We start from the raw sequence: 22,101 nt of genomic DNA, 5'->3' as shown, positions 1-22,101 counted from the left end.
CATGACCGACAACCGCACAGCCATCGTCACCGGAGCCGGTTCGCGCCGCGGCATCGGGCAGGGCATCGCGCACGCGCTGGCCGGGCAGGGCTGGAACATCGCCGTCCTCGACCTCGACGAGGCCAGCGCGAAGGACACCGCCAACGCCGTCGCCGAGGCGCACGGCGTGGCCGCGGTCAGCGCGGGCTGCGACGTGACCGACAAGGTTGCCGTGGACGCCGCCGTGTCCGTCGTCGAGTCGGAACTGCCGGAGATCGGCGCGCTGGTCAACAACGCCGGAATCACCTCCCCCGTCCCGTTCCTGGAGGTCTCCGACGAGGAGTGGGACCACGTCTTCGAGGTCAACGTCCGGGGCAGCTACCTGATGACCAAGCGGGTCGTCGGTGGCATGGCCGAGCGGGGCTTCGGACGCGTCGTGAACCTCTCGTCGGTGTCGGCGGAGCGCGGCGGCGGGGTCTTCGGCGGTGTCGCCTACTCGGCGGCCAAGGCCGGGCTGCTCGGGTTCTCCCGCGCGCTGGCCCGCGAACTGGGCCCGTCGGGTGTCACGGTGAACTCGGTGGCCCCGGGCCTGATCGACACCGACATCACGGCGGGCAAGCTCGACCCGGAGCGCAAGGCCGCGATGATCGCCGACATCCCGACTCGCCGCGCCGGTCGGGTTTCCGACGTCGCCGACGTCGTCGCGTTCCTGTGCCGACCGGAATCGGGCTACCTCACCGGTGTCACCTACGACATCAACGGCGGCTCGCACATCCACTGACCGGCCGGTGGGGTCCGCGCGTCGGCGCGGGCCCCACCGCTGGCATACTCCCGCCGGTGCGCAGGACGTTCTCGATCGTCGCCGTGTCGGCCGCGCTGCTGGCCGCGATCCTCCTCGTGGGTCCGTCGATCACGCTGCGCACTCAGGTGCTGCACCGCGAGACCTCCGGGGACGCCGGCGTGACCTACGAGCACTCGGGCGCGCGGTGGTCCAGCGACCTCTACCTGATGAAGATCCGCACGGTCACCGACACCCGCTACGAACTCCGCCTGGGCCCCGACGCCGCGTCCTACTACTACCCCGTCGCACTCGCCTTCGGCTCCGAACCCCCGGCCCTCCGCGAGGTCACCTGGCTCCCCGACGCCGTCGAGATCACCGCCACCACCGGAGAAACCCTCCGCGTCCCAGCAGACAACTTCCGCAGCGCCCGGTAACTCACCCGTCCCACCCGGTTCTCCTTGCCAGGCGAGGACTTCGAAGAAGGCCCGAGACGCGGCTCGACGCGGCACCGCCCTGACTCCGCTGCGACGCGGACTCGGCCGAGCGCAGCTGAGATGTCGGACATCGCCGGTACGGTCCCGGCATGGACATCGGTTTCGACCTGACGCTCGACTGCGCCAACGCCGCGGTCCTGGCCGCGTTCTACAAGACCGCGCTGGGCTACGTCGACGAACCACCGCCCGCACCGTTCGCGACCCGAGCGGAGTGGCTCGCCAGCTTCGGCGAACCCGAGGGCTCCGACGATGACGGCGCATGGCTCCGGTCGCCCGACGGCACCGGTCCGCGTCTGTCGATCCTGAAGGTGCCCGAACCCAAGACGGCGAAGAACCGCCTGCACCTCGACATCCGGGTCCCCGGGCACGGCACCGACGACGAGAGGTGGGCGAGGGTCCGGGCCGAAGCCGACCGCCTGCTAGCTGCGGGGGCCACCGTCTTGGACACAGCGGAAGGACACCACGTGGTCATGGCGGATCCGGAGGGCAACGAGTTCTGCGTGGGCCCCGGTCCGCGCCCATGAGAACCGGTGACCACGGCACTCGGCTGATCGTTCTTCGCGGGCCTTCCGGTGCTGGGAAGTCCTCTGCGGCGCGGGAATTGCGTCGGCGAGCAGGGCGCGGCGTGGCCTTGGTGGAGCAGGACTACCTGCGCCGGATCCTGCTGCGCGAGCGCGATCGGCCTGGTGGGGCGAACATCGAGTTGATCTCGAACACCGTGCGGTTCGCGCTGGATCGCGGATTCCACGTGATCCTCGAAGGAATCCTGTCGGCCGCCCGCTACGGGGCGATGCTGCGTTCCCTCCGCGACGACCACGCGGGCCGGAGCTCCTTCTACTACTTCGACATCAGCTGGTCGGAGACCTTGCGGCGGCACGCGACGCGACCGCAATCCGCGGAGTTCGGGGCCGCGGAGATGAGCGAGTGGTTCGACCAGGCGGGTCGGCTCGACCTGATCGACGAACGCACTGTCTCCGAGACGCTCACCCTGGATGAGATCGTGGGGCGAATTCAGCGAGAGGCGTTCTAGCGGTTGCAGGTTCGGTTGGTCATTCGCCGAACCGGACGACTCCTGCTGTCAGTCGCTTCACCCGGTCGGTGTCGCGGATGCCGTCGATCTCCGCGATGCGGCCGTCCACCACGGTGAACGCCATGACCGACACCGGGCGGCCGGACCGGGCGGTGACCACGCCGGGCAGGCCGTTGACGAGCACCGGGTGAATTTCCGCGCCGCGACTCGCCCGGGACTGCCGGGCGATCGTCTCCGCCCCTCGGTACACCGCGGGCGGCCTCTCACCGCCGTAGTCGGCGCGGAAGATGACGTCCGGGGCGAGCAACCGCACCAGCGCGTTGAAGTCGCCGGCGTTCGCGGCGGTGAAGAACGCGTCCACGATCGCGCGCTGCCTGCCGATGTCCTGGTCGGGAGTCGGTGGCGCGGCGCCGCGGACGCGTCGCCGCGCGCGACTCGCGAGCTGCCGGGCCGCCACCGGGGTGCGGTCCACCAGTCGCGCGACCTCCTCGAAGGGCAGGTCGAACATGTCGTGCAGCACGAAGGCCAACCGCTCGGCCGGGCTGAGCGACTCCAGCACCACGAGCAGCGCGAGGCTGACCGAGTCGGCGATCAGCGCCCGCTGCTCCGGGTCCTCGCCCTCGACCGCGGAGACCACGGGATCCGGCAGCGGGGTGGCGTCGGTGTCGACGAGCTCCTCGCGGCGGCGCCGGCGCGACCGCAGCAGGTGCAGCGCTTCGCGAGCGACGACCGTGGTCAGCCAGCCACCGAGGTTGGCGATCTCGTCGGGCTCGGCTCGGCTGAGGCGCAGCCAGGCGTTCTGCACCGCGTCCTCGGCGTCGGTCACGGATCCGAGCATCCGGTAGGCCACCGCGCGCAGCTGCCCTCGCTGCTGCTCGAACCGCTGAGCGAGCCGATCGTCTTCCGCCACCTGTCACACCGTCCCTCCGGCCGGGCTCATCACTGTGAACCCACCGATCCGCAGGATGTGACCACGAAGGAGGAGACCATGGCCGACAACGCCAGTGGTTTCGTCAGCGTCAGGTACATGGTCGATGACGTCGACAAGGCCGTCGACTTCTACGCGCGCCATCTCGGCTTCACCGTCCGCAACGACTTCGCGCCGGCGTTCGCCGACGTCACGAGGGGTGACCTCCGATTGCTGCTGAGCGGTCCGACCAGCTCGGCGGGCCGGGCGATGCCGGACGGCGCGGTCCCCGGGCCCGGCGGCTGGAACCGCATCCACCTCATCGTCGACGACCTCGCCGCCGAGGTGGATCGGCTGCGCGCCGAAGGTGTTGATTTCCGCAATGACGTCATCAGCGGTCCGGGCGGTCAGCAGGTCCTGCTGCGCGATCCGTCGGGCAACGTGGTGGAGCTGTTCCAAGCCCGGTGACGCAGTGGCGCTGTTTCCCCGCCGTACTCAACGTATAGCGCACCCGGGGGCTTGCGGCAAGCCCCCGGGCATGCCGCAGAATCTCCGACCTGAAGCCGTGAGCTGCGAAGATGATGACTTCGCGGCACGGTGTGACCGGGGGTTGAAAGATGATCGACGTTGTTGTCGCCGGTGCCGGTCCGACCGGTCTGATGCTGGCGGCGGAGCTGCGGCTGCACGGGGTGGGCGTGGTCGTGGTGGACAAGGCCGCAGAACCCACGGACTTCGTGCGCGCGTTGGGTCTGCACGTGCGCAGCATCGAGGTCCTGGACCAGCGGGACATGCTGGAGCGGTTCCTGGCCGAAGGGACGAAGTACCCGCTCGGAGGGTTCTTCGCCGCCATCTCCAAGCCCGCGCCCGAGCGGCTGGACACCGCGCACGGCTACGTGCTGGGCATCCCGCAGACCACGACCGAGCGGCTGCTGGCCGAGCGAGCCGCGGAGCTGGGAGTTGACGTCCGACGCGGCTGCGAGCTGGTCGGGCTCGATCAGGACGAGGACGGGGTGACCGCCGAGCTCGCAGACGGCTCGCGGCTGCGGGCGCGCTACCTCGTCGGGTGCGACGGCGGTCGCAGCACCGTGCGCAAGCTGTGCTGCATCGGGTTCCCCGGCGAACCGTCCAGAGTGGACACGCTGCTCGGCGAGGTGAAGGTGACCGCGTCGCCGGAGACGATGGCCGCGGTGACCGACGAGGTCCGCAAGACCCAGAAGCGGTTCGGCGTCGGCCCTCTCGACGGCGAGTGGTCCCGGGTCGTGGTGCCCGCGGACGGTGTGGCCGAGGACCGCTCGACACCGCCGAGCCTCGACGAGCTCACCGGCCGGCTGGAGGCGATCGCGGGCACCGACTTCGGCGCGCACTCCCCTCGCCGCCTCGCGCGCATCGGCGACGCGACCCGGCAGGCCGAGCGCTACCGCTCGGGCCGCGTGCTGCTCGCGGGCGATGCCGCGCACATCCACCCGCCGGTCGGCGGCCAGGGGCTCAACCTCGGTCTCCAGGACGCGTTCAACCTCGGCTGGAAGCTCGCCGCGGAGATCGCAGGGTGGGCACCGGGCGATCTGCTCGACAGCTACCAGGACGAACGGCACCCGGTGGCCGCCGCCGTCCTGGACAACACGCGCGCGCAGATGCAGCTGATGTCCACTGAGCCGGGCGCGCGGGCGGTGCGGCGGTTGGTGTCGGAGCTGATGGACTTCGACGAGGTCAACCGGCACCTGACCGAGAAGATCATCGCGCTGGACGTGCGCTACGACTTCGGCGGGGAGCACGACCTGATCGGCAGGCGCATGCGCGACCTCGAGCTCGGGCCGGGTCGCCTCTACGAGCTGATGCGAGCCGGGCGCGGACTGCTGCTCGACCGGACCGGCGAGCTCTCGGTCGAGGGCTGGGCCGACCGGGTCGATCACGTCGGCGTCGGCGACGAGCTCGACGCGCCCGCCGTCCTGCTGCGCCCGGACGGTCACGTGGCATGGGTCGGACACGATCAGCAGGACCTCCTCCCCCACCTGTCGACGTGGTTCGGGAAGTGACTCATTTCTCCCGCCGACACGCCCATGTTGGTGTCGGTGGACGAGTCAGACCCAAGATGTAGAGTGTCGCTCGCTGGTGGTTCACCGGGCCCGCGCGGGTCCGGTGTGGCAACAGGGAACCCGGTGCGAATCCGGGACTGCCCCGCAGCGGTGAACGGGAACGACCGCCGTCATCACGCACTGGACGCCACGCGTCCGGGAAGCGACGGCCAGTAGGACCGGTCTTGCAGACGAGACCGGACGCCCGTGAGTCCGAAGACCTGCCATCGGCGCGCGCACGCCCGTGCGCGCCGTCCGGGACCTCGCGGGAGGGTCCACGCGGACATGCGATGGTCTTCGCTTCCGTCGCGTCCTCGCGTGCTGCCGCCGGTTCCGGGCATGCCTTCCGAGCTCGCGAGGAGAGAGTCCCGGTGACCGACACCGCACTGTCCGAACCCATTCCGCTCACCGGCGGCCGCGTGTCCACTGTGGTCGAGCAGTCCTGCGCGGGACTCGCCGACGTGGACCCGTCGGCGGTGCTCACCGAGGTCGAGCGCAACGTCTACCCCGGCATCGGCGACGCCGAACTCGGCGAGGCGCTGATCATGTCGGCGCGCACGCTGGTGGAGTCCGAGCCGAACTACTCCCTGGTCACCGCCCGACTGCTGCTGGACAAGCTGCGCGGCGAAGCGCTGAGCTACCTGGCCGGTGCGCCGCAGCAGACCGACCAGGAGCAGATGCGCGACCGCTACGCCTCCTACTTCACCGACTACGTGCGGAGGGGCATCGAGCTGGGGCGGCTCGACCCGGAGCTGGCCCGCTTCGACCTGTCCCGGCTGGGCGCGGCGCTGGAGGCCGAGCGCGATCTCGCCTTCGACTTCCTGGGGCTGCAGACCCTCTACGACCGGTACTTCCTGCACCACGACGGCGTCCGCTTCGAGCTGCCGCAGGCGTTCTTCATGCGGGTGGCGATGGGCCTGGCGCTGCGCGAGGACGACCGCGAGGCGCGTGCCATCGAGTTCTACCGGCTGCTGTCGTCGTTCGACTTCATGTGCTCGACGCCGACGCTGTTCAACTCCGGCACGACCCGCCCGCAGCTGTCCTCGTGCTTCCTGACCACTGTGGACGACGACCTCCAGTCGATCTTCAGCTCCTACCGCAACAACGCGCTGCTGGCCAAGTACTCCGGCGGGCTGGGCAACGACTGGACCCCGGTGCGCGGCATCGGCGCCCACATCCACGGCACCAACGGCGAGTCGCAGGGCGTGGTGCCGTTCCTGAAGATCGCCAACGACACGGCGGTGGCGGTCAACCAGGGAGGCAAGCGCAAGGGCGCGGTGTGCGCGTACCTGGAGACCTGGCACATCGATGTCGAGGAGTTCCTGGACCTGCGCAAGAACACCGGCGACGACCGGCGGCGCACCCACGACATGAACACCGCGAACTGGGTGCCCGACGAGTTCCTGCGCCGCGTCGAGGCCGACGAGTCCTGGACGCTGTTCTCCCCGGATGAGACACCCGACCTGCACGACCTCTACGGTGCGGCCTTCGCCGAGCGGTACCGCGACTACGAGGCGGCGGCCGACCGCGGCGAGATCCGCGTGTCCCGGCGGGTTCGGGCCGTCGAGCTGTGGCGGCGGATGCTGACCATGCTGTTCGAGACCGGGCACCCGTGGATCACCTTCAAGGACCCGTGCAACCTGCGCTCGCCGCAGCAGCACACCGGCGTGGTGCACTCGTCGAACCTGTGCACCGAGATCACCCTGAACACCGCCGCCGACGAGGTCGCGGTGTGCAACCTCGGGTCGGTGAACCTCGCCCGGCACGTCACCGCCGACGGCCTGGACCGCGACCGGCTCGCCGCGACCGTGCGCACGGCCGTGCGGATGCTCGACAACGTCATCGACATCAACTTCTACACGATCCCCGAGGCCGAGCGCTCCAACAGCCGGCACCGCCCGGTGGGGCTGGGGCTGATGGGCTTCTCCGACGCGCTGCTGAAGCTGCGGATCCCGATGTCGTCGGATGACGCCGTGGAGTTCGCCGACCGCAGCATGGAGGAGATCAGCTACCACGCCATCGACTCCTCCAGCCGGCTCGCCGAGGAGCGCGGGCGCTACGCCTCGTTCGAGGGCTCGCTGTGGAGCCGGGGAATCCTGCCGATCGACTCCCAGGAGTTCGTGCGGGAAGCGCGCGGGAGCGCGGACCTGGACCGGAGCTCGACGCTGGACTGGTCGTCGCTGCGGGAGCGCGTGCGCGGCAGCGGCATGCGCAACTCCAACGTGATGGCCATCGCGCCGACGGCGACCATCGCCAACATCTGCGGCGTCGGTCAGTCCATCGAACCGCTGTACCGCAACTTGTTCGTCAAGTCGAACATGTCCGGCGACTTCACCGTCGTCAACCCGCACCTGGTGGCCGATCTCAAGCGCGCCGGTCTGTGGGACGAGGCGATGGTGGCGGACCTGAAGTTCTACGACGGGTCGCTCGGACCGATCGACCGCGTCCCGGACGAGCTGAAAGCCCTCTACGCCACGGCGTTCGAGATCGAGCCGCGCTGGCTGGTCGAGGCCGCCGCCCGCAGGCAGAAGTGGATCGACCAGGCGCAGTCGCTGAACCTGTACCTGGCCACGCCCAGCGGCCGCAAGCTCGACGAGCTCTACCGGCTGGCCTGGCGCAAGGGGCTCAAGACGACCTACTACCTGCGCTCGTCCAGCGCGACCCACGTGGAGAAGTCCACGCTGCGCGGCACCGACGGCAAGCTCAACGCCGTTCCCGCCGCCGCCTGCTCGGTCGAGGACCCCGATTGCGAGGCCTGCCAGTGATCCCCCAGGAGAAGGAGCTCATGAGCACCACCACCGGACTCGGCACCATCGACCGCGACGGCGGGCGGGTCGACGTCTCCGAGAAGGCGATGATCAACTCCCGGGCGGACGTCAACCAGCTGCTGCCGCTGAAGTACGGCTGGGCCTGGGACAAGTACCTCGCGGGCTGCAACAACCACTGGATGCCCACCGAGGTGTCGATGCAGGCCGACATCGCGCTGTGGAAGTCCCGCGACGGGCTCACCGAGGACGAGCGCACCATGCTCAAGCGCAACCTCGGGTTCTTCGCGACCGCGGAATCCTTGGTGGCCAACAACATCGTGCTCGCGGTCTACCGGCACCTCACCAACCCGGAATGCCGGCAGTACCTGCTGCGGCAGGCGTTCGAGGAGGCCGTGCACACCCACACGTTCCAGTACATCTGCGAGAGCCTCGGGCTCGACGAGGGCGAGCTGTTCAACGCCTACCGGGAGATCCCGTCGATCGCCGACAAGGACGCGTGGGCGCTGCGCTACACCCAGAACCTGGAGAACCCGGAGTTCGCGACCGGCACGCCGGAAGCCGATCAGGCGTTCCTGCGCGACCTCATCGCGTTCTACGTGATCTTCGAGGGCATGTGGTTCTACACCGGGTTCGCGCAGATCCTGTCGCTCGGCAGGCGGAACAAGATGGTCGGGATCGCCGAGCAGTACCAGTACATCCTGCGCGACGAGTCGATCCACCTGAACTTCGGCATCGACTGCATCAATCAGATCAAGCTGGAGAACCCGCACCTGTGGACCGCTGAGTTCCAGCAGGAGGCGCGCACGATGCTCCGCGAGGCGTGCGAGCTGGAGAACGCCTACGGCCGGGACACCATGCCCCGCGGGATGCTCGGGCTGAACTCCGAGGTGTGCGAGCAGTACATGCGGTTCATCACCAACCGCCGCTGCGCACAGCTCGGCCTGGAGCCGGTCTTCCCCGAGACCGACAACCCGTTCCCGTGGATGTCGGAGACCATGGACCTGAAGAAGGAGAAGAACTTCTTCGAGACCCGGGTGACGGAGTACCAGTCGGGCGCGGCGCTCACCTGGGACTGACGCACCCGGGGCCCGTTCTGGTCCGAACCGACCGGACTTCGATCGCGGACGGTTCGGACCAGAACGGCCCGGTGCCATCATCACCAGCACGAGCCGCTGGTGGTGGGGAGCCGCTGGATCAGGGGCGGGTGCGGTGGGCTGCGCCGGTCATGTTGCGCAGGGCCGGTTCGACCTGCGGGTAGTCGCGGGTCTTGAGACCGCAGTCCGGGTTGACCCACAGCCGGTCGGCCGGGACGGCCTTGAGAGCGGCCCGCAGCAGCTCCCCCATCTCCTCCTCGGCGGGCACCCGGGGTGAGTGGATGTCGTAGACGCCCGGACCCACGCCCCGGTCGAAACCGACCTCGTTGAGGTCGGCGAGGACCTCCATGCGGGAGCGGGCCGCCTCGATGCTGGTGACATCGGCGTCGAGGGCCACGATCGCGTCGATGACGTCGCCGAACTCCGAGTAGCACAGGTGGGTGTGGATCTGGGTCGCCTCGGCGATCCCGGAGGTGGCCAGGCGGAACGACTCCACCGCCCACTCCAGGTAGGCCGGCCGCTGCTCGGCGCGCAGCGGCAGCAGCTCGCGCAGCGCGGGCTCGTCGACCTGCACCACGCGGATCCCGGCGGCCTCCAGGTCGCGGACCTCGTCGCGGATGGCGAGCGCGACCTGGCGGGCGGTGTCGGCCTGCGGCTGGTCGTCGCGGACGAACGACCACGCCAGCATCGTGACCGGACCCGTCAGCATCCCCTTGACCGGCTTCTCGGTGAGCCGCTGCGCGTGCTCGGCCCACTCGACGGTCATCGGTTCCGGTCGCCGCACGTCGCCGAACAGGATCGGTGGCCGCACGCACCGGGAGCCGTAGGACTGCACCCACCCGTTGTCGGTGGCGGCGAAACCGTCGAGCTGCTCGGCGAAGTACTGCACCATGTCGTTGCGCTCGGGTTCGCCGTGCACCAGCACGTCCAGACCGATGTCCTCCTGCAGCGCGATGACCCGCTCGACCTCGTCGCGCATCCGCTGCCGGTAGGTGGCGGCGTCGATGCGCCCGGCGCGCAGCGCGGCCCGCGCCTTGCGGACGTCGGTGGTCTGCGGGAACGAGCCGATCGTGGTGGTCGGCAGCGGTGGCAGGCGGAGCGACTTCTGCTGCGCTTCCCGCCGCTTCGCGTAGTCGGTGCGACGGGAGTCCTGCGGTCGCAGCGAGTCGAGCCGCGCGCGAACGCGGTTGTCGCGCACCCGTTCCGCGCGCACCCGGTCGGCCACCGCCGCTCGCGCTTCGATGAGCTCGGTCTCCACGACGTCGCGGCCCTCGCGCAGCGCCCGGCCGAGGGTGACGACCTCGCGGACCTTCTGCGCGGCGAACGACAGCCACGGCTTGACCTGCGGATCGAGGGTGGTCTCGGCGTCGACGTCGTAGGGCACGTGCAGCAGCGAGCACGACGTGCCGATACCCACCTCCGCGGCCGAGCCGAGCAACGTCGCGGCCGTGGTCATGCACCGGTCGAGATCGGCGCGCCAGATGTTGCGGCCGTCGATCACTCCCGCGACCAGGGCCTTGTCGCGCAACCCGGGTGTGGCCGCGACTCGGTCCTGAGTGGACGGATCGGTGACCAGGTCCAGCGCGAGGCCCTCGATCGGCGCGGCGCCGAGCACGCCGAGCGCGTCACCGGGATCGCCGAAGTAGCAGGCGGTGAGGATCGCGGGGCGTTCGGCGAGGTCGCCGAGGCGCCGGTAGGTGTTGCGCAGCGCGTCGAGCTCCTGCGGGGCGCGGTCGGCGGCCAGCGCGGGCTCGTCGAGCTGCACCCACCGGGCACCGGCCCGGTGGAGTTCGCCGAGCAGCTGCTCGTAGGCGTCGGTGAGCTCGGCGAGCTTGTCCAGCGGGTCGAAGTCCTCTTCGGACGGTTTGGACAGCAGCAGGAACGTCAGCGGCCCCACCAGCACCGGCCGGGTCTCCACCCCGAGCTCGCGCGCCTGGAGGAACTGCTCGACGGCGGTGCGGTCGCTGAGCGAGAAGCGCGTGTCCGGGCCGATTTCGGGGACCAGGTAGTGGTAGTTGGTGTCGAACCACTTCGTCATCTCCAGCGGCGGCACGGCCTCGGTGCCGCGCGCCATGGCGAAGTAGGTGTCCAGCGCGCCGAGCCCCAGCTCGGCGTAGCGGCGCGGGACGGCGCCGAAGGTGACGGCGGTGTCCAGGACGTGGTCGTAGTAGGAGAACGTGTTGCCCGGCACCGAGTCGAGGCCGGCTTCGGCCAGACCTCGCCAGGTGTCCTCCCGCAGCCGGCGCGCGACCTCCCGCAGGTCCGCCTCGCCGCTGCGGCCCGCCCAGTAGGACTCCAGGGCGCGCTTGAGCTCCCGGTTCGGTCCGATCCGGGGATGTCCGAGTACGGTGGATCCGATCTTGCTGGTCAACGCTCTCTCCTCGCGAGCTCGACGTGGTCGGTCGAGGACTTCGCGACAGGCGTGCGCCGACCAGCGGACGCACGTCGCCCGCTGATCGTCCGCCAGGTCCTCCCGCGAGACCTCGGACCAGCGCGCACCGTCGGTGCGCGCGCGGGTGGCAGGTCTTCGGACTCGCGGGCACCCGGTCTCGTCTGCAAGACCGGACCTACTGGCCGTCGCTTCCCGGACCTGTGACGTCCAGTGCTCATGACGGCGGTCGTTCCCGCTCACCGCTGCGGGGCAGTCCCGGATTCGCACCGGGTTCCCTCTTGCCTCGTCCGATCGCGCTCACCGCTCGACCGGACGAACCACCAGCACCCTCAGGCTAACCACCCGCGGGCGCGAGACAACCCCGCGCGGCGTCCGGCGGGGTCGGCGTCACGGCTCTGAGCTCCTGTTCGACACCCGGAGGAGATCCCGATCACGCAGGCGGTCAGCCGGTCTTGGCGGCACCGATGGTGAAGGGCGTGCCGAACGGGTCCTTGATCTCGGCGATGCGGCCGTAGGCCATGTCGTAGGGCGGCTGGACCACGCCACCCGCGTCGGCGGCGCGTCGCGCGGTGGCATCGGCGTCGGTGACCATGAACAGCGTGCCCCAGGACGAAGCGGTGGCCGACGGGTCGCCGAGGATGCCGCCGATCTCGTGGCCGTCGGGGCGGCGCAGGAACGTGAAGTCGCCTTCGCCGAGGTGCCCTTCGCTGTCCGTGCTCAAGCCGAAGACCTTCGAGTAGAACTCGCGCGCCGGCCCCGGGTCCGGGGTGACGAGATCGTTGCGCAGCAACGTGTTCGGCTCGTTGACGAGGCGGGTGCCGATGTGGCGGTTGCCGTGCCAGAGCCCGAACTGCCCGCCGACCGGGTCCTTGAGGATCGCCATCCGCCCCTTGTCCATCACGTCCATGGGCGGGGTGATCACCTGGCCGTCGGCGGCCTCCGCCTTGGACACGGTGCCGGCGACGTCATCGGTGGCGAAGTAGACGTTCCACCAGAACTCGGTCGCACCCGGGTCGTGGCTGGGCATGAGCGCGGCGACTTCCCTACCCCGGAGCATGCACATCGTGTAGCGGCCCATCTCCTCGGGCCCCACGTCGAACTCCCATCCGAACACGGCGCCGTAGAACTGCATCGCACGATCGAGGTCCGGGATCCCCAGGTCGATCCACGCGGGCGTCCCGTTCGGCTGCACCGCATCGACTTCCGCCATGACTCCTCCTCAGCTTCCGGGAACTGCCACGACGGTAACCAGCAGCCCCGACAAATCGCCCACCGAGCGCGGGAGCGTCACCCCTGGTGACGCGGAGGAGCTCTCAGGACTTGATCGGGGACCACGCCCGCAGCCACGTGTCGGGGTTGCTCAGGTCCGGGGTGGCCGTCGCGTTGCGCACGACCGGAACGCGCATCAGCATCCCGAAGTTGTCCGGGTCGGCGATCCGGTGCTTGAGGCGCTCGTGGTTGCGCTCGCGCAGCTCGGGGTCGGTCAGGCAGCGGACCGCGCCGAACCCGCCGCGGGTGAACACACCGCTGCACAAGGTCAGGCTGCGCCGCACGTTGTAGGGGTTGGGGAAGCGCGCCAGCATGCCCACGTCCTCGATGAGCCGGTCGTCGTGCAGCGTCGGCCGGTACTGCCGGGACTCCTCGGCGACCTCGAAGACCTCTCCGTGCCCGAGGTCGTCGACCTCGACCTGGCGCACCGGCAGGCCGAAGCGCACCTGACGCCGCATCGGGTTCATCGCCGGGCTGCCCAGCAGCACCAGGTGCGCCTGCAGGTCGTGGGGGTCGATGCGGCGGGCGATGTCGAAGCGCACGTCCGACGCGGGGTTCAGCGCCCGGACGTGCCCGTAGAGCTCGATCAACGAGTCGCCGTCGGCGTAGGAGGACATCCCGATGTAGTTGCGCCGCTCGGGCGAGGCCAGCGGCGAGAGATTCCGGGCGGGAACGCGGCCGGTGAGGATGCGCACCGGACCGCCGTCGGGGAACCTCCAGAATTCCGAGAACCCCTGCGCCGAGCCGGAATCCTCCGGGTGGGACCGGAGCGCGTCCAGCTCCTCTTTGAGCTTCGCGCGGGCCCGGCGCTCCTGCTCGGTGAGCGAGGCCGTCGACGGGAGTTTCCCGTTCCTCGAAGGGTTCTCGGCCGCGAAGAAGGTCGCGTAGTCGCCGAGACGCGGCGGTGGCGGCACCTTCACGCCGCCTTCCCACTGCGAGACGCTGGAGACCGCCACGCCGAGCACCCGCGCCAGCTTCCCCTGGGTCAGGCCGTGCCCCTGGCGCAGTTCCCGCAGCCGTGCGCCGAGACCGGACCGCTGTGCACTCACCACCGCTGCCTCCTCGCGATCAGGTCTTCGGTCGCCACTCGTAGAGCCGGTTCGCCGGGTTCTGCAGGTCGGGCGTGCCGGTCACGTGCCGCATCACCGGAACCCGCATCAGCACCCCGAAGCGGTCGAGGTCCTCGACGTTGCCGCGGAGGTAGGCGAGGTTGCGGTCCCTGGCCTGCGGATCCGTCAGGCAGCGCACCGCGCCGAACCCTCCCCTGGTGAACACCCCGCTGCAGAACGTGAGCGTGCGGCGGATGTTGTTCGGGTTCGGGATCCGCGCGAGCATGCCGACGTCCTCGACCAGCTGATCACCGCGGAAGCCGGGTTTGAGCCTGCGCTCGCCGTCGATCTCGAACACCGACCCGTCGGGGACGTCCTCGTCGAGGACCTGCCGGACCGGCCACTCGGCGGTCAGCCACTCCACCCACGGGTTGGCCGCGCCGCTGCCCAGGAACACCAGGTGGGCGCGCAGGTCGTCGTCACCGAGGTTCTCGAGCCGGATCTCCACCTCGGAGCGCGGGTTGGCCGCGCGCACCGTCCCGAACAGCTCCACCGCGGCGTCGAGGTCGGCGCAGCGGGCCAGCGACAGGAAGTTCGGCTCGCTGGGGGTGCCCAGCGGGGACCAGTGCTTCTCGCTGAGCCCGCCGGTGACGATGAGGACCGGCCCGCCGTCGGGGAAGTGCCAGAAGTCCTGCCTCGCTTCGGCTTCCGCGGGGTCGCGCGTCTCGTCCAGCGCCGTCCGCAGGCGGTCGAGCTCCTGCTTGAGCCGCAGGCGCTCTTCGCGCTGCTCACCGGTGAGCTGGTTCTCCGGCGGGACCCCGCCGGTGGTGGCGCCGGCGGCGAAGAACGTCGCGTAATCGGCCAATCGGGTGAGCGGCGGGAGCTTCGCCCCGCTCTCCCAGGAGGAGATGCTCGACACCGCAACTCCGAGGCACCGGCCCAGCCGAAGTTGCGTCATACCGCGGGATTCGCGCAGCTCGCGCAGTCGCGAGCCGAGCCGTCCGGTTCCGCCCTGGTTACCGGGACGGGCCATCGCGCCGTCTCCTTCACTCCGTTCGGATAATTTCACCAAACTTCACTGAACCGCTGAAGACCAGCAGATACTGACACCTCGGGTGCGTAACGGCAAGTTGTTGCCCCACAAAGACATTGACGGTTTGTTGAGGTAATCGCATACTGACGGCGTCGCGTTTCACTCGGCGGAGAAGAACTTCAACGAAGAAGTGAAATTTCACCGCGGAGCGGGCGCTCGGCGTCTCGGATCCATCGGAGGCGCGGCCGGCGGATCGCCGGCCGGACATGCGAACGCCCCCGGAAATCGTTTGGCCACGACCGGGGGCGCTGCGCGCACTCACGATCACCCTCACAACGGGAAACACCCGTGAAGGGAGCTCGCATGTTCACGATACTCCCGGAGGTGCTGGCGGCAAACGACCCACCGGTCGTCACCCCTGACACCGTTTCCTCCGTCCTGCAAGGAATGCTGTTCGGCATCCTGGTCGCGCTGTTCGCGGCGGCGGTGGTGCTGGCCCGGGCGATGTCCGGCCTGGCGACCATCGCCCGGTCGGTGCTCGGCCCGCCCGCGGCCGTGGTCACCGTGCTGTCGGTGCTCGCCCTCGTCCTCCTAGCCGGGAACGCCGGGGCCGTTCCATGATCCACCGACCCGATCCGCACCTGGCGGGCCCGCCGAACCCTCGGGTCCGCCTCCGGTGCGATCGGAGCACCGACCTGCGAGTTCGTCCCGGAAGGCAACTCGTCGGTAACAGATCGGAACGACCCCTCCCGATTTGTCCGAACCTCATTGCGCGGGTGCGTGACCTCGATTACGTTCCGGCCCATGCCTGCCGCGATCTCCTCAGAATTCCGCTCGGTCCCCGACATGCTGCGCGATCGCGTCCAGCGGTCGGGCGACAGCGAGGCGTTCCGCTACCCCGAAGACGGGCAGTGGCGCTCGCTGACCTGGTCGCAGACCTGGGAAAGGGCGCGGGCGATCGCGCTGGGGCTGCACGCGATCGGCCTGGGGTCGCAGCAGCGGTGCGGGATCCTGGCCGGCACGCGGATGGACTGGATCCTCGCCGACATGGGCGTGATGTGCGCCGGTGGCGCCACCACGACGATCTACCCCACCACCACAGCCGAGGGCTGCGCCTACATCATCTCCGACTCCGGTTCGACGATCGTCTTCGCCGAGGACGACGAGCAGATCGCCAAGCTGCGCGAGCAGCGGGAGAACCTGCCCGAGCTGACCCGCGTCATCACCTTCGACGGCACCGCCGACGGCGACTGGGTGCTGAGCCTGGCCGACCTGGAGGCCCAGGGCCGCGCCAAGCACGAGGCCGAGCCGGAGCTGTTCGACCAGCTCGTCGAGGCGGTCGGCATCGACGACCTGGCGACGCTCATCTACACCTCCGGCACCACCGGCAACCCCAAGGGCGTGCGGCTCGCCCAGTCGAACTGGGTCTACGTGGCCGAGGCGATGCACGCCACCGGCGAGATGACCGCCGAGGACGTGCAGTACCTGTGGCTGCCGCTGTCGCACGTGTTCGGCAAGGTCCTGCAGGTCGGCCAGATCCGCACCGGCTACCTGACCGCGGTGGACGGCCGGATCGACAAGATCGTGGACAACCTCGGCGAGGTGCGGCCGACGTTCGTGGCCGGTGCGCCGCGGATCTTCGAGAAGATCTACAACAAGGTCGTCGTGCAGGCCAAGGAGGGCGGCGAGCTCAAGTACAAGATCTTCCGCTGGGCCTGCGCCGTGGGCCTGGAGATCTCCCGGCTCCAGCAGGACGGGCAAGAGCCGGGCCTGGGGTTGAAGGTCCAGCACGCCGTCGCCGACAAGCTCGTCTTCTCCAAGCTGCGCGAGAAGTTCGGCGGCAGGCTGCGGTTCTTCATCTCCGGCAGCGCCGCGCTGGCTCCGGACATCGCTCGCTTCTTCCACGCCGCGGGTGTGCTGATCGCCGAGGGCTACGGGCTGACCGAGACCACCGCGGCCAGTTTCGTCAACCGCACCAACGACTTCCGCATCGGCACGGTGGGCCAGCCGCTGCCCGGCACCGAGGTCCGCATCGCCGAGGACGGCGAGGTGCTGCTGCGCGGCGGCGGTGTGATGCGCGGTTACCACAACATGCCGGAGGCGACCGCCGAGGTGCTCACGGCCGAGGGCTGGTTCCACACCGGTGACATCGGCGAGCTCGACGAGCAGGGCCGGCTGCGCATCACCGACCGCAAGAAGGACCTGATCAAGACCTCCGGCGGCAAGTACGTGGCTCCGCAGTCGGTGGAGGGCAAGTTCAAGGCGCTGTGCCCCTACGTCAGCAACGTGGTGGTCTTCGGCGACAAGCGGCCCTACTGCGCCGCGCTGGTGACCCTCGACGAGGAGTCGATCGTCGAGTGGGCGCAGGCCAACGACCTGGGCGGGCTGTCCTACGCGGAGCTGGCCGCGCACCCCAAGGCGCACGAGATGGTGGCGGCCGCGGTCGAGGACCTCAACGCGACGCTGAACCGGCACGAGACGATCAAGAAGTTCACGATCCTGCCTCGCGAGCTGACCATCGAGCACAACGAGGTCACCCCGAGCCTGAAGATCAAGCGGAAGGCCGTGGCGGACAACCACGTCGAGGCGATCGAGGAGCTGTACCCGAACACGGTAGAGACGCTGTAGGGACTCGCTCGAACGGGCCACGCCGATGAGGCCAGATCCTCCGGCGTGGCCCTTTCGCATGTCGGTGGGCGGTCGCATCATCTGCAGATGTGTCGAGGCTTGGCCGCTTGTGGAAGGGCGCGGTGCGCACGTGGGAGGTGTGCCGGGAGGCCGAGGAGCGCAGGCAGTTGATGTGCCGCCCGTGGGAGGAGCAGATCCTGCACTGGTCGCGGCAGGAGGACGGCTGGGTGCTGCACGGCGAGTACCTGCCGCCCGACACGCGCTGGCGCTACGGCTCCACCAAGGGGGGCTGGTGCCCCCGGGCCGATGGATGATCCGGGAACTCGCGCAACGGGCTTCCCGAAACGCGACCACTACTCCGTCAGCGTGGCATATGTTGTGCCTACCAGTCAGTAGCCTTACTGTACAGGAATGAACAGGACTGGACAGGTTCCCTTCGGGAAACGTGACCGGTTGATCGCCGAGCTCACCGAGCAGATCCGCTCGGGGCGACTCGCGCGCGGTGAGCAGTTGCCGGGCGAGAACCAGATCGCGGAGAAGTACCAGGTCAGCCGCGGCACAGTGCGCAGCGCCCTGTCAGAGTTGCAGCGCCAGGAGCTCATCGCCACCCGCAGCGGCGTCGGTTCCTTCGTCACCTTCGACGGGGTCACCCTCGACCAGACGGTCGGCTGGGCCACCGCGCTCGCCGACTCCGGGTTCGACATCAGCACCGAGCTGCTGGGCATCGAGCTCACCACCGACGCCGAGCTCACCGAGCGCTTCGGACTCGACGAGTTCATCGCCATACGCCGCCTGCGCCGGGATCGGGCCGTCGGACCGGTGTCGGTGGAGACCTCCCTGATCCCGGCGGTCGGAGAACTGCGCGAGCTGCCCGAGAAGGGGCTGCTCGACGGTTCCATAACAGCCACCCTGCTCTCGGCCGGGCTCGTCGCCGGCTCCGGCGACCAGCGCATCGGCACCCACGCGCTGTCCGCCCGGATGGCCGCGCTGCTCGAACGCCCCGAGGGCGAGCTGTTCCTGCAGGCGGTGCGCACCAGCGTCACCGCCGACGGGCAGCTCGTCGAGCAGGTCACCAGCCTGCTCGACCCCAACCGGTTCCAGTTCCACCTGACGTTTGGCCGCCCATGAGCACACGCGACCGCGCGCTCGGCGCTTTCTACGGACTGGCGATCGGCGATGCCCTGGGCATGCCGACGCAATCGATGTCCCGCGAGGACATCGTCACCCACTACGGATTCATCCGATCGCTGCGCGACGCCGTCGCCGAGCAGCCGATCTCGCCGAACCTGCCCGCGGGCACCATCACCGACGACACCGAGCAGGCCGTGCTGGTCGCCGACCTGCTCATCGGCGGTTCCGGCACGATCGACCCGATGGTCTTCGGGAAGGCGCTGCTGGACTGGGAAGCCGGGATGGTCGCGCGCGGACTGGCGGACCTCCTGGGCCCGTCCACCAAGCGCGCGCTGAAGCTGCTCGAATCCGGCACCGATCCGGAGGAGGCCGGTCGTGGCGGCACCACCAACGGCGCGGCCATGCGCATCACCCCGGTCGCCATCGCCACTCCCCCGGAACTCGGCGCACTGGTGGAGGCGGTCGCGGCGGCCAGCAAGCTCACGCACAACACCAACGTCGGCATCGCGGGCGCTTCCGCCGTGGCCGCCGCCGTGTCGGCGGGCATCGACGGCGCCGACCTGTCCACCGCGCTCGACCAGGGCGAGCACGCAGCCGCTCTCGGCGCCCGCAAGGGCTGGTGGTGCGCGGGTGGCGACATCGCCTGCCGAATCCGGTGGGCTCGTCGCTGGGTTCGGGGCATGGACCGAACCACTCTGTCCTACGCTGTTTCCAAGGTCATCGGAACGTCCGTCGCCGTCCAGGAGTCGATGGTCGCCGCCTTCGCCCTCGCCGAAGCGCTGGGGGACACGCCGGTCGAGGCGCTGACCACGGCCGCGGGTCTCGGCGGTGACACCGACACGATCGCCGCCGTGCTCGGCGCGATCCTCGGTGCGCAGCACGGGCTTTCCGGTTTCCCCCCGGACCTGCTCACCAAGGTGCGCGAGGTCAACGCGCTCGACCTGGAACCGGCCGTGGACGGCCTGCTCGAACTGAGGAAATCCAGCAGCTGAAGGAGATCGCATGGTCCGCGAGGCCACGACCGAGAACGCGGAGAGCGCCCTGGAGACCCGTGGGATCGAGCCGGTTCCGGAGGAGGAGCGCACCGGCCATCCGATGCAGCTGTTCTGGGTCTGGTTCGCCGCCAACATCTCGATCCTGGGCTTACCCCTGGGCGCGACGCTCGTCGCCGAAGGTCTGTCCTTCTGGCAGGCGGCGATCGTCGCGGTGATCGGTTCGGTCGGCTCGTTCGCGATCGTCGGCGTGGTCTCGATCGCCGGACGACGCGGCGGCGCACCGGGTTTGACGCTCTCCCGCGCGGTCTTCGGCGTGCACGGCAACGCCGGTCCGACCGTGGTGTCGCTGATCTCCCGCCTGGGCTGGGAGACCGTCAACACCACCACGGCGGCGTTCGCGCTGCTGTCGCTGTGCGCGATCCTGTTCGGCACCGCCGGTGAGGCCAAGGCGACACCGCTGCTGACGATCATCTGCATCGCGATCTTCGAGCTGCTGACGATGGTGGTCTCCGGCCTCGGCCACAAGGTCCTGGTGGCCGTGCAGCGCTGGGCCACGTGGGTTTTCGGCGCGCTGAACATCGTGGTCGCGATCAGCCTGGTCGCGACCATCGACTGGCACGCGGTCGGCGCGGCCTCCCCCGCCCCGATCGGCGTGGTGATCGCGGGCATCGGCACGATCGCCGCCGGTACCGGCATCGGCTGGGCGAACGCCTCGGCGGACATGTCGCGGTACCAGTCCCCCGCCGTCAAGGCCGGTTCGCTGGTCGCCTCGGCCGCCGTGGGCGCGGGCATCCCGCTGATCCTGCTGATCTCGCTGGGATCGCTGCTCTCGGCGGGTGATCCGGCGCTGGCCGAGGCCGGCGACCCGGTGGCGGCGATCCGCGCGATGCTGCCCGCGTGGATGGCCGTTCCGTACCTGATCGCCGCGGTCGGCGGACTGCTGCTGTCCAACCACCTGTCGGTGTACTCGGCGGGGCTGTCGACGCTGACCATGGGCATCAACATCAAGCGGGTCTACGCGGTCGCCGTGGACGTGGTCGTGACCTTCCTCGGCTCGATCTACTTCATGCTCGTCGCCGACAGCTTCTACGACCCGTTCGTCACCTTCATCAGCCTGCTGGCCATCCCGATCACCGCGTGGCTCGGCGTGTTCCTGACCGACATGCTGCACCGCACGACCTACGACCCGGCCGGGCTGATGGACATGCGCAGCACCAGCTCCTACTGGTACCGGGGCGGGGTCGAGCCGCGCGCGTTCTTCGCGTGGGCGCTGGCCATCGTGGTCGGATACCTGTTCAGCAGCAACGACTTCTTCACCGGCCTGCTCGCCGAGACCTGGCTGGGCGAGAATGGGCTGGGCTGGGTGATCACCTTCGTGATCTCCGCGGGCGTCTACGCGCTGCTGGGCGGCAGCCGCAAGGCCGCGGCATGACCGGGCGCCTGGTGCACACCGGCCAGGTGGTGCTGGACCTGGTGATGCGGGTGCCGTCGCTGCCGCCGACGGGCGGTGACGTGCTCGCCGAGAGCACCGAACTGCTGCCCGGTGGCGGGTTCAACGTGATGGCCGCCGCCGCTCGATCGGGCGCCGAGGTGGTCTACGCGGGCGCGCACGGCACCGGGCGCTTCGCCGACCAGGCGCGAGAAGCGCTGCGCGCCGAGGGGATCGAGGCCGCGCAGCCGCAGCAGCCCGACTCGGACAACGGGATCTGCGTCGCTCTGGTGGAGTCCGGTGGCGAGCGCACGTTCGTCACCGGCGTCGGCGCGGAGGGACGGCTGCTGCCGGAGCAGCTGGCGAAGGTGCGCACCGAGGCGGCCGACGTCGTCTACCTCAGCGGCTACAGCCTGCTGCACCCCTCCAACCGGGAGGCGCTGCTGGCCTGGCTGCCGGGGGTTCGTTCGCGGGTGCTGCTCGACCCGTGCCCGCTGGTCGCCGACATCCCCGTCGACGTGCTCGACGCGGTGCTGCCGAGGGTGGACGTGCTCAGCTGCAACGCCGAGGAGGCCCGCGTCCTCGCGGGCGCGACCGACTCCGAGGTCGCAGCCGGGAAGTTGGCAGGTCGGCTGGGCGGTTCGGCCGCGGTCGTCCTGCGCGACGGCCCGTCGGGCTGCCTGCTCACCGTCGGCGGTGCCACGCAACGCATCCCGGGCTTCCCGGTCACCCCGGTGGACACCAACGGAGCCGGGGACACCCACTGCGGTGTCCTCGCCGCGATGCTCCTCGAAGGCGCGGACCTGCCCACGGCCGCACTCCGCGCCAACGCGGCAGCCGCCCTGTCGGTCCAGCACCGAGGCCCGGCCACCTCACCCCAGCGCGAAGACCTGAACACCTTCCTCACCCACACCTGACCCCGAGCACGACCGCGGGAACCGTGAGCAACACGCCCACCGCCACGACTTCGGACACCGCCCCGGCGCCGTTCAGCGCGAGGTACCGGGCGTTGCCGAGCAAATCCGGGCACGTGCGCCGCGGCGGCGTGAA

The 22,101-nt window shown here is 69.9% G+C and carries 20 protein-coding genes and 2 riboswitches; of the genes, 15 read left to right on the top strand and 5 right to left on the bottom strand.

The window, feature by feature from the left end:
- Position 1: 1 nt before the first annotated feature.
- From KBO27_RS27305 to KBO27_RS27290, 4 genes are all read left to right on the top strand, one after another.
- Positions 2–760, top strand: coding sequence for an SDR family NAD(P)-dependent oxidoreductase (locus tag KBO27_RS27305; protein WP_210972722.1), 759 nt, complete (start codon positions 2–4; stop codon positions 758–760).
- A 56-nt stretch (positions 761–816) separates the two neighbouring features.
- Positions 817–1,194 carry a hypothetical protein gene (locus tag KBO27_RS27300; RefSeq protein ID WP_210972721.1) on the top strand — a complete coding sequence of 126 codons (378 nt, stop codon included), beginning with the start codon at positions 817–819 and terminating at the stop codon, positions 1,192–1,194.
- A 149-nt stretch (positions 1,195–1,343) separates the two neighbouring features.
- Positions 1,344–1,778, top strand: coding sequence for a VOC family protein (locus KBO27_RS27295; protein ID WP_210972720.1), 435 nt, complete (start codon positions 1,344–1,346; stop codon positions 1,776–1,778).
- Complete coding sequence (locus KBO27_RS27290; RefSeq protein WP_210972719.1) at positions 1,775–2,284, top strand: AAA family ATPase; 510 nt, start codon at positions 1,775–1,777, stop codon at positions 2,282–2,284. The genes KBO27_RS27295 and KBO27_RS27290 overlap by 4 nt, the downstream gene beginning before the upstream one ends.
- A 19-nt stretch (positions 2,285–2,303) precedes the next feature.
- Here KBO27_RS27290 and KBO27_RS27285 read toward each other — a convergent pair whose 3' ends face one another.
- Entirely contained in the window at positions 2,304–3,194 is an 891-nt protein-coding gene (locus KBO27_RS27285) for a sigma-70 family RNA polymerase sigma factor (protein ID WP_210972718.1), read from the bottom strand.
- 78 nt (positions 3,195–3,272) lie between these two features.
- Between KBO27_RS27285 and KBO27_RS27280 the strand changes: the two genes are divergently transcribed.
- The 4 genes from KBO27_RS27280 to KBO27_RS27265 all read left to right on the top strand — a co-directional run bounded on the left by KBO27_RS27280 (position 3,273) and on the right by KBO27_RS27265 (position 9,107).
- Entirely contained in the window at positions 3,273–3,659 is a 387-nt protein-coding gene (locus tag KBO27_RS27280; RefSeq protein WP_210972717.1) for a VOC family protein, read from the top strand.
- A gap of 149 nt (positions 3,660–3,808) precedes the next feature.
- Positions 3,809–5,224, top strand: coding sequence for a rifampin monooxygenase (gene rox / locus KBO27_RS27275; protein WP_210972716.1), 1,416 nt, complete (start codon positions 3,809–3,811; stop codon positions 5,222–5,224).
- 60 nt (positions 5,225–5,284) lie between these two features.
- Positions 5,285–5,506, top strand: a riboswitch (cobalamin riboswitch).
- Positions 5,507–5,553: 47 nt separating this feature from the next.
- Positions 5,554–8,028, top strand: a complete 2,475-nt coding sequence (locus tag KBO27_RS27270) for a ribonucleoside-diphosphate reductase subunit alpha (RefSeq protein WP_210972715.1) — start codon at positions 5,554–5,556, stop codon at positions 8,026–8,028.
- A gap of 20 nt (positions 8,029–8,048) precedes the next feature.
- Positions 8,049–9,107, top strand: a complete 1,059-nt coding sequence (locus tag KBO27_RS27265; RefSeq protein ID WP_210972714.1) for a ribonucleotide-diphosphate reductase subunit beta — start codon at positions 8,049–8,051, stop codon at positions 9,105–9,107.
- 118 nt (positions 9,108–9,225) lie between these two features.
- Here KBO27_RS27265 and metE read toward each other — a convergent pair whose 3' ends face one another.
- The 4 genes from metE to KBO27_RS27245 all read right to left on the bottom strand — a co-directional run bounded on the left by metE (position 9,226) and on the right by KBO27_RS27245 (position 14,868).
- Positions 9,226–11,496 carry a 5-methyltetrahydropteroyltriglutamate--homocysteine S-methyltransferase gene (metE, locus tag KBO27_RS27260; RefSeq protein WP_210972713.1) on the bottom strand — a complete coding sequence of 757 codons (2,271 nt, stop codon included), beginning with the start codon at positions 11,494–11,496 and terminating at the stop codon, positions 9,226–9,228.
- Positions 11,497–11,626: 130 nt separating this feature from the next.
- Positions 11,627–11,854, bottom strand: a riboswitch (cobalamin riboswitch).
- A 105-nt stretch (positions 11,855–11,959) separates the two neighbouring features.
- The gene (locus KBO27_RS27255) at positions 11,960–12,727 is read right to left on the bottom strand and encodes a VOC family protein (RefSeq protein WP_210972712.1); all 768 of its coding nucleotides are present in this window, start codon (positions 12,725–12,727) and stop codon (positions 11,960–11,962) included.
- A 103-nt stretch (positions 12,728–12,830) separates the two neighbouring features.
- Positions 12,831–13,835, bottom strand: coding sequence for a helix-turn-helix domain-containing protein (locus tag KBO27_RS27250; RefSeq protein ID WP_210972711.1), 1,005 nt, complete (start codon positions 13,833–13,835; stop codon positions 12,831–12,833).
- Positions 13,836–13,854: 19 nt separating this feature from the next.
- A complete protein-coding gene (locus KBO27_RS27245; protein WP_210972710.1) occupies positions 13,855–14,868 on the bottom strand; it encodes a helix-turn-helix domain-containing protein in 1,014 nt (337 codons plus the stop codon).
- 363 nt (positions 14,869–15,231) lie between these two features.
- Here KBO27_RS27245 and KBO27_RS27240 point away from each other — a divergent pair, with 363 nt between their 5' ends.
- From KBO27_RS27240 to KBO27_RS27210, 7 genes are all read left to right on the top strand, one after another.
- Positions 15,232–15,489: a hypothetical protein gene (locus KBO27_RS27240; protein ID WP_210972709.1), complete on the top strand. Its 258-nt coding sequence runs from the start codon at positions 15,232–15,234 to the stop codon at positions 15,487–15,489.
- A gap of 183 nt (positions 15,490–15,672) precedes the next feature.
- Positions 15,673–17,496, top strand: coding sequence for an AMP-dependent synthetase/ligase (locus KBO27_RS27235; protein ID WP_281420882.1), 1,824 nt, complete (start codon positions 15,673–15,675; stop codon positions 17,494–17,496).
- 122 nt (positions 17,497–17,618) lie between these two features.
- Positions 17,619–17,810, top strand: a complete 192-nt coding sequence (locus KBO27_RS27230) for a hypothetical protein (protein ID WP_210972708.1) — start codon at positions 17,619–17,621, stop codon at positions 17,808–17,810.
- Between the two features lie 97 nt (positions 17,811–17,907).
- Positions 17,908–18,624, top strand: coding sequence for a GntR family transcriptional regulator (locus tag KBO27_RS27225; protein WP_210972707.1), 717 nt, complete (start codon positions 17,908–17,910; stop codon positions 18,622–18,624).
- Positions 18,621–19,619 (top strand): ADP-ribosylglycohydrolase family protein, encoded by a 999-nt coding sequence (locus KBO27_RS27220; protein WP_210972706.1) that lies wholly within the window; start codon positions 18,621–18,623, stop codon positions 19,617–19,619. Before KBO27_RS27225 ends, KBO27_RS27220 begins: the two co-directional genes overlap by 4 nt.
- Positions 19,620–19,629: 10 nt before the next feature.
- Entirely contained in the window at positions 19,630–21,054 is a 1,425-nt protein-coding gene (locus KBO27_RS27215) for a purine-cytosine permease family protein (protein WP_210972705.1), read from the top strand.
- Positions 21,051–21,968, top strand: a complete 918-nt coding sequence (locus tag KBO27_RS27210; protein ID WP_210972704.1) for a PfkB family carbohydrate kinase — start codon at positions 21,051–21,053, stop codon at positions 21,966–21,968. The genes KBO27_RS27215 and KBO27_RS27210 overlap by 4 nt, the downstream gene beginning before the upstream one ends.
- Positions 21,969–22,101: the final 133 nt, after the last annotated feature.

This window comes from Saccharopolyspora endophytica (assembly GCF_018070075.1).
GTDB lineage: Bacteria > Actinomycetota > Actinomycetes > Mycobacteriales > Pseudonocardiaceae > Saccharopolyspora > Saccharopolyspora endophytica.
The sequence above is the reverse complement of the archived record's forward strand: the minus strand, read 5'-3'. Positions and strand labels throughout refer to the sequence as shown.

Coding starts and splice junctions, on each gene's coding strand:
- KBO27_RS27280 (WP_210972717.1), top strand. CDS start 3,273: ATGGCCGACAACGCCAGTGGTTTCGTCAGCGTCAGGTACATGGTCGAT.
- KBO27_RS27245 (WP_210972710.1), bottom strand. CDS start 14,868: ATGGCCCGTCCCGGTAACCAGGGCGGAACCGGACGGCTCGGCTCGCGA.
- KBO27_RS27235 (WP_281420882.1), top strand. CDS start 15,673: ATGCCTGCCGCGATCTCCTCAGAATTCCGCTCGGTCCCCGACATGCTG.
- KBO27_RS27265 (WP_210972714.1), top strand. CDS start 8,049: ATGAGCACCACCACCGGACTCGGCACCATCGACCGCGACGGCGGGCGG.
- KBO27_RS27305 (WP_210972722.1), top strand. CDS start 2: ATGACCGACAACCGCACAGCCATCGTCACCGGAGCCGGTTCGCGCCGC.
- rox (WP_210972716.1), top strand. CDS start 3,809: ATGATCGACGTTGTTGTCGCCGGTGCCGGTCCGACCGGTCTGATGCTG.
- KBO27_RS27255 (WP_210972712.1), bottom strand. CDS start 12,727: ATGGCGGAAGTCGATGCGGTGCAGCCGAACGGGACGCCCGCGTGGATC.
- KBO27_RS27220 (WP_210972706.1), top strand. CDS start 18,621: ATGAGCACACGCGACCGCGCGCTCGGCGCTTTCTACGGACTGGCGATC.
- KBO27_RS27270 (WP_210972715.1), top strand. CDS start 5,554: ATGGTCTTCGCTTCCGTCGCGTCCTCGCGTGCTGCCGCCGGTTCCGGG.
- KBO27_RS27240 (WP_210972709.1), top strand. CDS start 15,232: ATGTTCACGATACTCCCGGAGGTGCTGGCGGCAAACGACCCACCGGTC.
- KBO27_RS27215 (WP_210972705.1), top strand. CDS start 19,630: ATGGTCCGCGAGGCCACGACCGAGAACGCGGAGAGCGCCCTGGAGACC.
- KBO27_RS27295 (WP_210972720.1), top strand. CDS start 1,344: ATGGACATCGGTTTCGACCTGACGCTCGACTGCGCCAACGCCGCGGTC.
- KBO27_RS27210 (WP_210972704.1), top strand. CDS start 21,051: ATGACCGGGCGCCTGGTGCACACCGGCCAGGTGGTGCTGGACCTGGTG.
- KBO27_RS27290 (WP_210972719.1), top strand. CDS start 1,775: ATGAGAACCGGTGACCACGGCACTCGGCTGATCGTTCTTCGCGGGCCT.
- KBO27_RS27225 (WP_210972707.1), top strand. CDS start 17,908: ATGAACAGGACTGGACAGGTTCCCTTCGGGAAACGTGACCGGTTGATC.